Source organism: Stenotrophomonas sp. STEN038, from assembly GCF_056759895.1.
Genome location: NZ_JBRRDW010000009.1, coordinates 1 through 13,121, shown reverse-complemented (window position 1 = coordinate 13,121; position 13,121 = coordinate 1). Strand labels below are relative to the sequence as shown.

Genomic DNA, 13,121 nt, shown 5'->3' with positions numbered 1-13,121 from the left:
GCCCTGGGTGCGCTTCGCTTGCCCGGGCTACGTGGGACGCAGACGAAGAAGCCGCCCTTGGGCGGCTTCTTTGTTCATCTGCTGCGATGTTAGCTGGCTCAGACGTCGCCGCCGTCGGCCCAGCCTTCGCCGCTGCCGCGCTGGAACACGGTGTCACCTTCCTGCACGTCGCCGGCAGGCAGATGTTCGGCATCGGCCAGGCGTGCATAGATCGGGGTGAAGTCCGGCTCGGTGGCGGCCATCAGTTGCTCGAAGCCGTCGATGACGAAGTAGCTCTTCTGGAAGGTGTCGATACGGTAGCGGGTGCGCATGATCCGCTCCAGATCAAAGCCAATCCGGTTTGGCGCAGCCGACTCCAGCGAGTACAACGATTCGCCCTTCGAGGAGACGATGCCAGCACCGTAGATGCGCAGGCCCTCGGCGGTGTTGATCAGGCCGAATTCCACCGTGTACCAGTACAGGCGGGTCAGGTTCTGCAGCGCGTCCGGGCCGATCGCGTGGGCTTTGACGCCACCGCGGCCGTAGGCGGCCATGTAGTCGGCGAACACCGGGTTCATCAGCAGCGGCACGTGGCCGAACAGGTCGTGGAACAGGTCGGGTTCGGCGATGTAATCGATCTGGTCCGGGCGGCGGATCCACCAGGTCACCGGGAAGCGGCGGTTGGCCAGGTGATCGAAGAAATCGAGCTCGGGCAGCAGCCCCTCCACCCCGACCAGGGTCCAGCCGGTGGCCGCGCCCAGCACTTCATTGAGCTGGTCGAAGCGCGGAATCATGTGCTCGCTCATGCCCATCTCGTCCTGGGCATCGAGGAATTCCTGGCAGGCACGGCCGACCAGCAGCTCGCGCTGGCGCTGGTACAAGGTGCTCCAGGTGGCATGGTCGTCGGCGCTGTAGCCGTCCCAGGGCTGCTCCACCACGGCGGTGGTATAGACCGGCACGTAACCCTTGTCGGTCTGCTGGTGTTCGACGCGGCGCGGGTTGGCTTCCATGGCGGCAGCTCCTGAAGGGAATAGATAACCGCATGGTAGGAAGCCTGCCGCGCAACAGGTGTGCGTAATTGCGCTGACAACCGGTTCTAACGCAATATTGTTGCGTCACTTCAATGCTGCGGAGCAACAAAGATGGCTTCGGTGAACCTTGATCGCACGGATCTGCGGCTTCTGGTCGAAATACAGCAGCATGGCCGCGCCACCAATGCCGAACTCGCTGCACGGGTGAATCTGTCGCCCTCGGCCTGCCTGCGGCGGGTACAGCGGCTGGAAGCGGAGGGGGTGATTGCCGGTTATGGCGCACGGCTGGAGCCACGTGCGATCGGGCTGGGCCTGCAGGCCTTCGTGCGCGTGCAGTTGTCCAAGCACGGCCAGGCGGCCATCGATCATTTCGTGCAGGCGGTGCAGCTCTGGGACGAAGTGGTGGCGTGCCATGCACTGACTGGCGACATGGACTATCTGCTGCAGGTCTACGTACGCGACCTGGACCACTTCTCGGAATTCCTGCTCGACAAGCTGCTGAACGCGGCCGGCGTGGCCGACGTCAATTCCAGCTTCGTGCTGCGCACGGTGAAGGAGTTCCGCGCCCTGCCGCTGTCGCAGTTGGGGCGGTGAAGGAGTAATGGTGCTGTGCTCTAGCCCCTCTCCCGTTTACGGGAGAGGGGTTGGGGTGAGGGCGCTTTGTGCTTCAGCTTGTGGGAGCGGCGTCAGCCGCGAAGCTGACAATCAGAAACGCCATCAGCTTCGCGGCTTACGCCGCTCCTACAAAAGCTGCAGCCACGATGTCCTGCCGTTGACCCTCAGCGCGCCGGCGCGCTGCAGTTCTTCTCGATGCCACGCAGCTTCTCGATGCGGCTGCGGCTGTCCTGGCAGCGCTGGTGCGCTTCGGCCTGTACAGCGGCGGCACGTGCCTCGGCGCCGCGTGCGGTGGCGATACGCGCCTGCTGCAGGCGGGCAATGCCGGCGCGGATCTGCGGCATCGCAGCCATCGCCGCCTTCTCGCCTTCGAGGATGGCGCGGCCACGCTGCTCGAAATCGGCAGCGCCGATGTCCAGCACTGCCGGGCGGATCACCACGTCGGCACGCGCCAGTTCCTGCTCACCCAGGCGCTGGCCCATGATGGTGATCGACTGGCCCACTGCGCCGAGCAGGCCGGTCGGGCGCTGGCCGGTGGCGCGGCTGGAGATATCCACCGCGATCACGAATTCGGCACCCAGCTGCTTGGCCGCATCCACCGGCACCGGGCTGACCACGCCGCCATCGACATAGCTCTTGCCACCGATGATCACCGGCTCGAACACGCCGGGGATGGAACTGGAAGCACGCACCGCCTGGCCGACATTGCCACGCACGAACACCGCGCGCTCACCGGTTTCCAGCTGCGTGGCGACCGCGGCGAACGGCTTCTGCAGCTGCTCGGCGCGCTTGTTGCCGACCTGCGCGTTGACGTAGTCCTGCAGCTTCTGGCCTTGCACCAGGCCGCCGGAGAACAGGCGGATATCGCGGATGCTGGCTTCATCCAGCGCGACCGCCTTCTGCTGCATCTGGAAGGCGTTCATGCCGCTGGCATACAGGGCACCGACCACGCTGCCGGCGCTGGTGCCGGACACCACCACCGGCTCGAAGCCATTGGCTTCCAGCATCTTGATCACGCCGATATGGGCGAAACCCTTGGCTGCGCCACCGCCCAATGCCACGCCGATCTTGACCGGCCTCACCGGCGTGGTCGGCTGCACCGCTGCCGGCGGAGTGGGCTTGGTGTTCTCGCCGCCGCAGGCTGCCAGCAGGCCAAACAAGGAGAGGGACAGCAGCAGACGGGCGTTGCGCGCTTTCATGATGAACAGGGGGCGTCGGAAAGGGCGCCAGCATAGCGCTTTGTGTTGGCAAGGCACGTTGCGGCAAGCGGAGCTGTTTAGGTAGGGCTGCGACTCTGGTTCAGTGTGCCGGGGGAATGAGCTCGTCATCCCCGCCTGCGGGGGAATGACGAGCCAAGGCCTGGGTTTACGCAGGAGCTTTGCTCCAACCAATAATCAGAACTTGTTGTCACCATCCAGCAACCGACCCAATCCACCCAGCACCGAGCCCTCGCCGCGGCTTTGGCCACCACCCTGTGGTGCGGCGGCAAACATGCGGCCAGCCAGGCGCGAGAACGGCAGCGACTGCAGCCACACCTTGCCCGGGCCGGTCAGGGTGGCCAGGAACACGCCTTCGCCGCCGAAGAACATGCTCTTCAGGCCGGCTACGCGGCGCACGTCCATGTCCACGCCAGCGTGGTAAGCCACCACGCAGCCGGTATCAACATCGATGCGCTCGCCCGCGGCCAGCTCGCGCTCCACCACGCAGCCGCCGGCATGTACGAACACCCAGCCGTCGCCTTCGAGCTTCTGCATGATGAAGCCCTCGCCGCCGAACAGGCCGGTCATCACCTTGCGCTGGAAGTGCACGCCGACCTGCACGCCGCGCGCGCCGGCCAGGAAGCTGTCCTTCTGGCAGATCAGCTTGCCGCCGTGCTGGTCCAGCTTCATCGGGATCACCGTGCCGGGGTAGGGCGCGGCGAAGGCGACCTTGGCCTTGCCGTTGCCGGTGTGGGTGAACACGGTGGCGAACAGGCTTTCACCGGTGATCACCCGCTTGCCGGCCGACATCAGCTTGTCCATGAAGCCGCCGCCCTGGCCCTCGTGGCGGCCATCGCCGAACACGGTGTCCATCTGCACGGTTGAATCCTTGAACATCAGCGCGCCGGCCTCGGCAATCGCGCTTTCACCGGGGTCGAGTTCGATTTCCACGAACTGCATCTCATGCCCGATGATGCGGAAGTCGATATCGTCGGCACGGCTGCCCCTGCCACCTACCGGCGGCGGCATCGGCGGCGGGCCGGCCTGGCCGCCGAAGTCGGCGATTTCGGTCACCGCCTGCCAGCCCTGCATGCCCTCGCGCCAGGCCAGTGCCTGGCGGCTGCCCTGGGCAAAGCGGCGCGCTGCCTCGTCGTCCATCGGGCCGACGCGGTCGGCCTGGCCGGGAATATGGAAATACCACTGGGTCATGACAAGGCGCCTGGCGGGAAGTAAGTGCCAAGTCTATGCGGCGGACGGGCTTCACACCCCTGACAGGCGTCATGCCGCTGAATACCTGAACGATTGCGATACGAATGTTGTACTGCAACAATTCCATGCTAGGCGCAGTTCCCCATTCCTCCTCAACAGGCCCTTCTCCGCCATGTCCCCGACCCGTACCGTCCGCCGCCGCCTGCCGGCAGCGCATCCGCTGTTTGTCGCCGTTCTTGCCGTACTGCCACTCACCGCTGCCGCGCAGGATGCGACCCCGGCCCAGAAGCAAGCCGCCACGCTGGATGCGGTGAAGGTCACCGCCGCACGCAAGGTGGAGAACATCCAGGACGTGCCGGTGTCGATCAGCACCGTCAGCGGCGAGAAGCTCGACGCGCTGGCTTCCGGTGGTACCGACGTGCGTTACCTGTCCGGCCGCGTGCCCAGCCTGAATATCGAATCCTCGTTCGGCCGTGCCTTCCCGCGCTTTTACATCCGCGGCTACGGCAACACCGACTTCCGTCTGAATACCTCGCAGCCGGTCTCGCTGGTGTATGACGACATCGTGCAGGAAAACCCGATCCTGAAGGGCTTCCCGATCTTCGACGTGGATCAGGTGGAAGTGCTGCGCGGCCCGCAGGGTTCGCTGTTCGGCCGCAACACCCCGGCCGGCGTGGTCAAGTTCGACTCGGTGCGTCCGTCGCAGGAGTTCGAAGGCTACGGCAAGGTCGGCTACGGCAGCGACAACCTGTGGAATGTGGAAGCCGCCGTCGGTGGCGCGCTGAGCGCACGCTGGTCGGCACGTGTGTCGGCCCTGTACCAGCGCCGCGACGACTGGGTGAAGAACACCGGCACCGGCCCGAATGACGGTCTGGAAGGCTATGACGAATCGGCCGTGCGCGCGCAGTTCCTGTACGAAGGCGACAACTTCGAAGCGTTGCTGGGTGCGCACAAGCGCCACCTCAACGGCACCGCACGCCTGTTCCGCGGCAACATCTTCAAGAAGGGCAGCAACGACTTCGTGCCCGGCTTCGACCCGGACAAGGTATCGATCGACGGCCTGAACCATTCCGAGCTCGACAGCAGCGGTGCCAATGCGCGCCTGAGCTGGGACCTGGGCAACTACAAGCTGTCCTCGATCACCGGTTACGAGACCGTTGATACCTTCAGCGTCGGCGACATCGACGGCACCTCCGGCCCGTACTTCACCGAAGACGTACCGTTCGCCTCCGAAACCGCCGATGGCATCCCCAGCCACTCGCAGTGGACCCAGGAACTGCGTCTTGAATCGCAGAACGAAGGCCCGCTGAACTGGCAGACCGGCGTGTTCTATTTCAAGGAAGACTATGACGTCGATAGCGTCAGCTACGACACCACCAACGGCAGCAAGCAGGACGGCTTCCAGCGCATCAACCAGACCAACGATGCCTGGGCGGTGTTCGGCGGCCTGAACTTCCAGGCCACCGATAAGCTGGAACTGCGCGCCGGCGTGCGCTACACCGTCGACAAGAAGGACCTGAAGGTCAAGGATTACTGGAATACCGGCTTCTCGCCGTGCGTGCTGTCGGCCAAGTGCGACCTCGCCGGTCTGCTTGCCGCGCAGCAGGACGCCTACGCCAAGGGTGACGCTGTTGATCCCTACCTGTCGGCCTCGACCAAGGACAAGAAGTTCAACTGGGACTTCTCGGCCACCTACGCCGTCAATGACACGGTCAACGTCTACGGCCGCGTTGCCACCGGCTTCCGTGGCAGCTCGATCCAGTCGGCGGGTGCCTTCAACAACAAGACCGTCGCCGATCCGGAAACCGTGCTGTCCTTCGAAGCCGGCGTGAAGGCCGACTTCTGGGACAACCGTGCGCGCCTGAACGCCAGCATCTATCACTACCGGGTCAAGGACCAGCAGCTGACCGCCGTGGGTGGTGTTGATGGCAACGCCAACATCCTGCTCAATGCCGACAAGAGCGTAGGCCAGGGCTTCGAGTTGGATCTGCAGGCCTATCTGACCGACAACCTGCTGGTCACCCTGGGCAGCGGCTACAACCATACCGAGATCAAGGATTCGGATCTGGACGTGGCGCCGTGCTTCTCCTGCGAAGTGACCGACCCGGTCATCAACGGCAAGGCGCGGATCAACGGCAACCCGCTGCCGCAGGCACCGGAGTGGACCCACAACATGACCGCGCGCTGGTCGCTGCCGCTGGCCGATGGCACCCAGCTGTACGTGTTCACCGACTGGGTCTATCGCAGCGAAGTGAACTTCTTCCTGTACGAGTCCAAGGAGTTCACCGGCAAGTCGCTGCTTGAAGGCGGCCTGCGTGTGGGTTACCAGTGGAATGACGGTGATTACGACGTGGCGCTGTACGGCCGCAACATCACCAACCAGATCCGCGCCACCGGCGGCATCGACTTCAACAACCGCACGGGCTTCATCAACGAGCCGCGCCTGTGGGGCGTGGAGTTCAAGACCCGCTTCTAAGCGTTGCTTGTGTGAGTTGAACGCAGAAGGCGCGGAGCAATCCGCGCCTTCTGCGTTTCTGTAGTGCCGAGCCATGCTCGGCAATGGGGCGTTACCGATAGCCCAGCCGAACATCTTGTGGGAACGGCCCAGGGCCACCCAGCGCTGCTCCTGAAAAACCGGGTCGGTGAAGCTCCTGCCGAGCATGGCTCGGCACTACGGTTGGAGCTACCGGTGAGGCCCCTGCCGAGCATGGCTCGGCACTACGCTTGGGGCTACCGGTGAAGCTCCTGCCGAGCATGGCTCGGCATTACCGGATCAACGCAATGCCTCATGCAACACATCAAGCAACTGCTCGTTGTCATCACCGCGCTGTTCCCAATACATGATGCCGCCCAGGCCCTGCTGCTTTACGTAGTTGGCCTTGATCAGCAGCGATTGCGGATCGTCGTAACTGATCATGCGTCGCTCCTTGGCATTCCACAGCCACGGCACCTGCGCCTCGTCATCCCAAAGCCGCTGCCAGTCCGGCGCATTGAGGCGGGTGTGGACGATGTCACGCCAGGTAATGAAGCCACCTTCTTTGGTGAACTTCTGGAAGCGACCGTTGTTGTCCGTGCCGACATCACCAAAGGTACGGCCATAGAACGGCACACCGACATTGATCTTCTCGGCAGGTACGCCCGCGTCAAGGAAGTACTTCACCGCATCCACGGTGGTACGGCCCTGCGGCGTAGCCAGTGAGGAACGCGCAAGCCCGGAATGGTGACCGGTGGTTTTGGTCAGGCTGCCATAGAAGTCGTAGGTCATCAGGTTGATCCAATCCAACGACTCGGCGATGCGCGGCAGCTCCAGGCCTTCCGCGGCGCGGCCTTCGGCAGCGGCGATGGTCAGCAGGTAATGACGCTTGCCGTCGCCTTCGCGGTCCAGGCGCGCGCGCAGTTCTTCCAGCAGCACGGTGAAGTTCTGGCGATCATCCGGACTGTGGCTGATGTCGGCATCACCGAGCGTGGGGTATTCCCAGTCGATATCCAGACCATCGAGTTTGAACTGGTGCATCAGCGCGACGCTGCTGTCGATGAAACGTGCGCGAGCCGGTGCAGTGGCGGCGGCCTCGGAGAAATTGCCAGCACCCCAACCACCGATCGACAACACGATCTGCAGTGAGGGGTTGTCCGTGCGCTTGGCGACCACGGCGTGCAGGCGCTTGGGATCGACGCTATCCGGCAGATACACGCTGCCATCAATGCGAACCATGGCGAAGGCAAAGTTCACCACGTCGAGTTTCTGCGCCGACAACTGCAGCGGCTCGGGGCTGTCCATCACGTAGCCGATCAGGCGCGGCGTCTGTGCGTGCACGGCGAAGGGCAGCAATGCGGCGAGCAACAGCGCATGCAGGCGTGGACTACGAAGGAATACAGGCATGAGAGGTCCCGTAATGAGAGGACCCGGGACTGTAACCGCAGCAGTGCGTCACAGCACAAGGCAGTGACGTTGGAAACCATCGTGCCCACGGTAGAGCCGAGCCATGCTCGGCTGGGGCGTTACCGGTAAGCCTGCCGAAGGCCTTGTAGGAGCGGCGTCAGCCGCGAAGCTGATGGCCAGCCAGATTGCCGATATGTCTGCGATTGAAGCAATGCCAGCTTCGCGGCTGACGCTGCTCCCACAGAATCGGATGCTCCGGACCCCGATGCCGAGCATGGCTCGGCACTACAGGTGAGGCTCAGCGCGCTTCGGGGATGTCCGAGGTCAGCGCTGCGGTTTCTGCGGCGCAATCGCGTGGCAGCGGCAGATTGAGCGTGCGTGCATGGGCAAGCTCTTCGCGTGCCTTGGCCAGATCGGCGACAAACGCCGGGTTGTCGTGCAAGCGCGCGACCGTGGCCGCACCCATGAACTGGCCCTGCTGCACGTCGCTATACCAATGCACGTTGCAGACCAGGCGGCTGTGGCCGTAGTTGCGGCCGCGCTCGATCAAGGCGGTGGCATGGTCGGGATCGATTTCCGACAGGATCAGGCCCCAGGCCCAGCCAATCGACGTATGCCCGGACGGGTAGGAGCCACTCTTGCGCAGGCCCTCTTCATCCTCCGGCGTGCAGGTCGGTGCGTTGTTGACCATGAACGGACGCGGGCGCTGGTAATGGGTCTTCGCCGCCTTGGTGGCGGCACTGGCATCGATGCGGCTGCGTTCAAGCAGGCTGTACAGCACCGGCGTGGTCTTGGCGGTGACGGCCACGCCCAGCGCGCAGCTGAACTGGTCAGCGCCTGCCGGGAAACTCAGGTCGGCGTCGGTGTGCGCCTGCACGAAGCGCGCGCTGCCGCGCATGTTCATGGCTTGGCTGGCGACGGCTTCATCCAGCTGTGCCGCGACCGAACCGGGGGCCGGAGGCGCGGGACTCAGCGCGAGGCTGTCGGGGATGGCGGGGCCGACCAGATAGCCGACGACCTTGTTGCTGGAATCCTTGCCTGCAGAAGGCAGGGTCGGGGTGCTGGAACAGGCGCTGAGCACGGCGGCCAGCGCGAGGGCGGCGCCAAGGCGCAGCGGGGAAACGGGAAATGACATTGCGAGGACAACGGGATTACAGGAGCGGACCGGCATCATCGCACCAACGGACGCGCTCTGCCCCCTCCCTTTGCCGAAGGCAAGGGGAGGGCTGGGGAGGGGTGCTCTTCGCATGAGCTTCAGCAACCAGCACAAGCAACGGCCAAAGCAACCCCCTCCCAGCCTCCCCCTTGGCTACGCCAAAGGGGAGGAGCCAGAGCTCCCTCCCTTGCGCAACGCGCAGGGGAGGGTTGGGGAGGGGTGCTCTTCGCATGAGCTTCAGCAACCGACACAAGCAACGGCCAAAGCCACCCCCTCGCAGCCTCCCCCTTGGCTACGCTAAAGGGGAGGGGCCAGAGCTCGCTCCCTTGCGCAACGCGCAGGGGGTGAAGAAGGCCTGCGTGCGCGCCACTGGCGCGCGGCCTGATCAACGACCGAAGGCTGTGCCTTTGGGCCGGACGGGTTGGGGAGGGGTGCTCTTGCTTTAAAAACTACGCAGTGCCAACCCAGGCCGACATCCGCCCGGCATCCTCGCGCACCTCGATCGGGCCGCCGAACACCTCCGACAGCGGACCCGAGCGCAGCAGCTCGCTGCGAGAGCCATCAGCAAAGATCCGACCACCTTTCATCAGCACCACGCGGTTGATCTCGGGGATCACTTCCTCGATGTGGTGGGTGACCAGCACCAAGGTGATGCCCTGCTGGGCAAGGTTGCGCATGCTGTCGACCAGGTGCTGGCGCGAGATCAGGTCCAGGCCGGTGGACGGTTCGTCCAGCAGCAAGGCCTTGGGCTGGTTGACCAGCGCACGCGCGATCAGCACACGGCGGGTTTCACCGGCTGACAGCTCGGCATAGCTGCGGCCCAGCAGGGGCAGGGCGCGGGCCAGTTCCAGTGCATGCCGCGCGCGCTGACGCATGCTGTCGGTGACATCGCGATGCCCCGGTACCACGTAGCTGGCAAAGAAGCCGGCGATCACCGCCTCCTCCACGGTCAGCCCGGGCATGCTGGACAGGTTGCTGGACAGGTCGCCGGTGACGATGCCGAGCTGCGCACGCAGCCGGTCAACCTGCCAGCGGGTCTGGCCCATCACCTTGACCGGCACATGGCCGTCGGCGCGCGCCAGCGGATAAAGCTCGCGCGTGATCAGTTTGATGAATGAGGACTTGCCGCAGCCGTTCGGGCCGAGGATGGCGGTGTGCTGGCCCTGCTCGATGCGCAGGTTCAGCTCGTGCAGCACGCGGACCTGGCCGCGGATGACGCAGGCATGGTCGAGTTCGATCAGGGGGGCCGCTTCAGCGGCGGGAGCAATGGACATTCAGTTGGAGGCGGCAGCTGAGGATTCGACCAACGGACGTACCGCCGGTGGATGAAGTTTGCGCTGACAGCCCCCATCATGTGTAGCACTGGTTTCATCTGGCACCGACTGCCTGGAGTGTTCGTGATGTCCGACGCCCTGCTCGATTTCCTCACCGGTGGCATCGTCGGCCTGGGCTGGTGGGGCATGCTGGCGGTGCTGCTGGTGTTCACCCAGCTCACCATCTTCGCGGTCACCTTGTACCTGCACCGCAGCCAGGCCCATCGCGGCGTGGATTTCCATCCCTTGGTGTCACACGTCTTCCGTTTTTGGGTGTGGCTGACCACCTCGATGATCACCCGCGAGTGGGTGGCCATCCATCGCAAGCACCACGCCAAGGTCGAGACCGAGGAGGATCCGCACAGCCCCGTCACCAAGGGCATCCGCAACGTGTTCTGGCGCGGCGTGGAACTGTACCGCGAAGCCCGTACGCTGCGTGGCGACATCGAGCAGTACGGGCGCGGTGCGCCGGAGGACTGGATCGAGCGTAGGCTCTATACCCCGCATGCCAACCTCGGACCGATTCTCCTGTTCGTGATCAACACTACCTTGTTCGGCCTGCCCGGCATCGCCTTGTGGGCGATCCAGATGGCATGGATCCCGTTCTGGGCCGCAGGCGTGGTCAACGGCCTTGGCCATTGGTGGGGTTATCGCAATTTCGAATCAGCCGACACCTCGACCAACCTCACGCCGTGGGCGTTCTGGATCGGCGGCGAAGAACTGCACAACAACCATCATGCCTTCCCCAGCTCGGCACGTTTCTCGATGCGGCGCTGGGAGTTCGACATTGGCTGGCAGGTGATCCGCCTGCTGCAGGTCCTGCGTCTGGCCAAGGTGCTGCGGGTAGCACCGAGCATGGACGTCCGTCCGAATATCGCCGTGCCCGATGCCGATACCTTGAAGGCGCTGCTGTCGCATCGCTTCCAGGCGATGACCGATTACCAGCGCAATGTGTTCGCGCCCGCTTTGAAGGAAGAGGCTGCAGCAGCAGGCGCCAAGCTGCGCAAGCTGTTGCCGCGGCGCATGCGCAAGGGGCTGGTCAATGATGGCCGCTGGCTCAAACCCGATTGCCGCGCACAGTTGCAGACCTGGGTGCAGCAACGCCCCCGCATCAAGCTGCTGGTCGAGCACCGTGCGCGGCTGTCGGCGCTGTTGGAAGCCCGCAGCCATGACGCCGCCGAGCGCCTGCGCCAGCTGCAGCAGTGGTGCCAGGACGCCGAGGCCAGCGGCAGCGCCGCATTGCAGGCCTACGCAGCGCGCCTGAAAGGCTATTCGCTCAGCGCCGCATGAAGACGATTGCCCTTCTTTTCCTGCTGGGTGCTTCCTTGCCGGCCACCGCCCAGGTACAGGACACCAATGCCTACCTGCAGCGCATGGACAGCGATGGTGATGGCCGGGTAAGCCCAGATGAATACCTGCAGTGGATGCTGTACGCCTTCGACAAGATGGACCGCAACGGCGATGGCGTGCTGCAGCCGGATGAGCAGCCGGGCGGGCGTGGCAAACCGATCACCCGTGAGGAACAGCGGCAGGTGATCCTCGCTCGCTTCGCCCGCCAGGATGCCAATGGTGACGGCTACCTCAGCGCCCGTGAGTTGATGGCACCACCGCGCTGACCGGCAGTCCATGAAATGCGGGATATGGGTGTGGGAGCGGCATAAGCCGCGAAGCCAACAATCCAACCGAAGCCGATAGCGCATTGCAGTCGATACAGGTCCGCTGTTTGCCACCACCAGCTTCACGGCTCACGCCGTTCCCACAAAAGCAATCAAACACAATCGTCTCGAGATTCGCATGCCAGAACTACCCGAAGTAGAAACCACCCGGCGCGGCCTGGAACCACACCTGGTGGATAGACGCATCCACGGTGTGATCCTGCGCCGGCCGGATCTGCGTTGGCCGATTCCCGCCGAGATCGAACAGCTGCTGCCGGGCCAGCGTATCGAGGCGATCCGTCGTCGCGCCAAATACCTGTTGCTGGATACCGAAGCGGGCAGCGCGGTGCTGCACCTGGGCATGTCTGGCAGCCTGCGCGTGCTGCCTGGTGACACCCCTGTGCGTGCGCATGACCATGTCGATATCAGCCTGGAGGATGGTCGTCTGCTGCGCTTCAACGATCCGCGTCGTTTCGGTTGCCTGTTATGGCAGCCAGCAGGCGAAACGCACGAGCTGCTGGCTGGACTTGGTCCGGAACCGCTGCAGGATGAGTTCGACGGCGACTATCTGTTCCAGCGCAGCCGTGGCCGCAAGGCGCCGATCAAGACCTTCCTGATGGATCAGGGCATCGTCGTCGGTGTGGGCAATATCTATGCGGCGGAAAGCCTGTTCATGGCCGGCATCAATCCCCTGCGTGAAGCCGGCAAGGTATCGCGGGCGCGCTACCAGCGGCTTGCCGATGCGGCGAAGGAGATCCTGGGGCATGCGATCACCCGTGGCGGGACCACTTTGCGCGACTTCATCAGCCCCGATGGTGCGCCGGGCTACTTCGAGCAGGAGTTGCTGGTGTATGGCCGCGAAGGCGAGAACTGCAAACAATGCGGACGCGCGCTGCGCTATGCCAGCATTGGCCAGCGGGCAACAGTGTGGTGCGGCAACTGCCAGCGCTGAGGCGGAGCAACGGTAGTGCCGAGCCTTACCGGTAAAGCCCCACCTGTAGTGGGGGGGCGGGGGGAGGAGGGGAGAGGGGGGAAGGGGTGGTCGCGGAGGCTTGTGAGGGCACAAGATGCTGAGACGCAGAAA

11 protein-coding genes are annotated in these 13,121 nt (G+C 64.3%); 5 read left to right on the top strand and 6 right to left on the bottom strand.

Going from position 1 to position 13,121, the window contains the following annotated elements; all coding sequences use genetic code 11:
- Positions 1-98: 98 nt before the first annotated feature.
- Positions 99-989, bottom strand: coding sequence for a phenylalanine 4-monooxygenase (phhA, locus tag ACVOLS_RS05395; RefSeq protein WP_481514298.1), 891 nt, complete (start codon positions 987-989; stop codon positions 99-101).
- A gap of 132 nt (positions 990-1,121) precedes the next feature.
- Between phhA and ACVOLS_RS05390 the strand changes: the two genes are divergently transcribed.
- Positions 1,122-1,604: an Lrp/AsnC family transcriptional regulator gene (locus tag ACVOLS_RS05390; RefSeq protein WP_282271903.1), complete on the top strand. Its 483-nt coding sequence runs from the start codon at positions 1,122-1,124 to the stop codon at positions 1,602-1,604.
- Positions 1,605-1,789: 185 nt separating this feature from the next.
- Here ACVOLS_RS05390 and ACVOLS_RS05385 read toward each other — a convergent pair whose 3' ends face one another.
- On the bottom strand, positions 1,790-2,824 hold the full coding sequence (locus ACVOLS_RS05385; protein WP_481544786.1) for a patatin-like phospholipase family protein: 1,035 nt from the start codon (positions 2,822-2,824) through the stop codon (positions 1,790-1,792).
- Positions 2,825-3,019: 195 nt separating this feature from the next.
- Positions 3,020-4,033, bottom strand: a complete 1,014-nt coding sequence (locus tag ACVOLS_RS05380) for a TIGR00266 family protein (protein ID WP_481544785.1) — start codon at positions 4,031-4,033, stop codon at positions 3,020-3,022.
- Between the two features lie 172 nt (positions 4,034-4,205).
- On the opposite strand from ACVOLS_RS05380, the gene ACVOLS_RS05375 reads away from it, so the two are divergent.
- The gene (locus ACVOLS_RS05375; RefSeq protein ID WP_481544784.1) at positions 4,206-6,509 is read left to right on the top strand and encodes a TonB-dependent receptor; all 2,304 of its coding nucleotides are present in this window, start codon (positions 4,206-4,208) and stop codon (positions 6,507-6,509) included.
- Positions 6,510-6,806: 297 nt separating this feature from the next.
- On the opposite strand, the gene ACVOLS_RS05370 is transcribed toward ACVOLS_RS05375, so the two are convergent.
- From ACVOLS_RS05370 to ACVOLS_RS05360, 3 genes are all read right to left on the bottom strand, one after another.
- Positions 6,807-7,913, bottom strand: coding sequence for a glycoside hydrolase family 18 protein (locus ACVOLS_RS05370; RefSeq protein WP_481544783.1), 1,107 nt, complete (start codon positions 7,911-7,913; stop codon positions 6,807-6,809).
- Between the two features lie 298 nt (positions 7,914-8,211).
- Positions 8,212-9,048, bottom strand: a complete 837-nt coding sequence (locus tag ACVOLS_RS05365; RefSeq protein ID WP_481544782.1) for an acid phosphatase — start codon at positions 9,046-9,048, stop codon at positions 8,212-8,214.
- Between the two features lie 470 nt (positions 9,049-9,518).
- Positions 9,519-10,343, bottom strand: coding sequence for an ABC transporter ATP-binding protein (locus tag ACVOLS_RS05360; RefSeq protein ID WP_481544781.1), 825 nt, complete (start codon positions 10,341-10,343; stop codon positions 9,519-9,521).
- 126 nt (positions 10,344-10,469) lie between these two features.
- On the opposite strand from ACVOLS_RS05360, the gene ACVOLS_RS05355 reads away from it, so the two are divergent.
- From ACVOLS_RS05355 to mutM, 3 genes are all read left to right on the top strand, one after another.
- Positions 10,470-11,672, top strand: a complete 1,203-nt coding sequence (locus tag ACVOLS_RS05355; protein ID WP_481544780.1) for a DesA family fatty acid desaturase — start codon at positions 10,470-10,472, stop codon at positions 11,670-11,672.
- A complete protein-coding gene (locus tag ACVOLS_RS05350; RefSeq protein WP_481544779.1) occupies positions 11,669-11,998 on the top strand; it encodes an EF-hand domain-containing protein in 330 nt (109 codons plus the stop codon). Before ACVOLS_RS05355 ends, ACVOLS_RS05350 begins: the two co-directional genes overlap by 4 nt.
- 178 nt (positions 11,999-12,176) lie before the next feature.
- Positions 12,177-12,989, top strand: coding sequence for a bifunctional DNA-formamidopyrimidine glycosylase/DNA-(apurinic or apyrimidinic site) lyase (mutM, locus tag ACVOLS_RS05345; RefSeq protein ID WP_481544778.1), 813 nt, complete (start codon positions 12,177-12,179; stop codon positions 12,987-12,989).
- Positions 12,990-13,121 lie beyond the last annotated feature (132 nt).

Coding starts and splice junctions, on each gene's coding strand:
- ACVOLS_RS05375 (WP_481544784.1), top strand. CDS start 4,206: ATGTCCCCGACCCGTACCGTCCGCCGCCGCCTGCCGGCAGCGCATCCG.
- ACVOLS_RS05355 (WP_481544780.1), top strand. CDS start 10,470: ATGTCCGACGCCCTGCTCGATTTCCTCACCGGTGGCATCGTCGGCCTG.
- mutM (WP_481544778.1), top strand. CDS start 12,177: ATGCCAGAACTACCCGAAGTAGAAACCACCCGGCGCGGCCTGGAACCA.
- ACVOLS_RS05385 (WP_481544786.1), bottom strand. CDS start 2,824: ATGAAAGCGCGCAACGCCCGTCTGCTGCTGTCCCTCTCCTTGTTTGGC.
- ACVOLS_RS05365 (WP_481544782.1), bottom strand. CDS start 9,048: ATGTCATTTCCCGTTTCCCCGCTGCGCCTTGGCGCCGCCCTCGCGCTG.
- ACVOLS_RS05380 (WP_481544785.1), bottom strand. CDS start 4,033: ATGACCCAGTGGTATTTCCATATTCCCGGCCAGGCCGACCGCGTCGGC.
- ACVOLS_RS05370 (WP_481544783.1), bottom strand. CDS start 7,913: ATGCCTGTATTCCTTCGTAGTCCACGCCTGCATGCGCTGTTGCTCGCC.
- ACVOLS_RS05350 (WP_481544779.1), top strand. CDS start 11,669: ATGAAGACGATTGCCCTTCTTTTCCTGCTGGGTGCTTCCTTGCCGGCC.
- phhA (WP_481514298.1), bottom strand. CDS start 989: ATGGAAGCCAACCCGCGCCGCGTCGAACACCAGCAGACCGACAAGGGT.
- ACVOLS_RS05360 (WP_481544781.1), bottom strand. CDS start 10,343: ATGTCCATTGCTCCCGCCGCTGAAGCGGCCCCCCTGATCGAACTCGAC.
- ACVOLS_RS05390 (WP_282271903.1), top strand. CDS start 1,122: ATGGCTTCGGTGAACCTTGATCGCACGGATCTGCGGCTTCTGGTCGAA.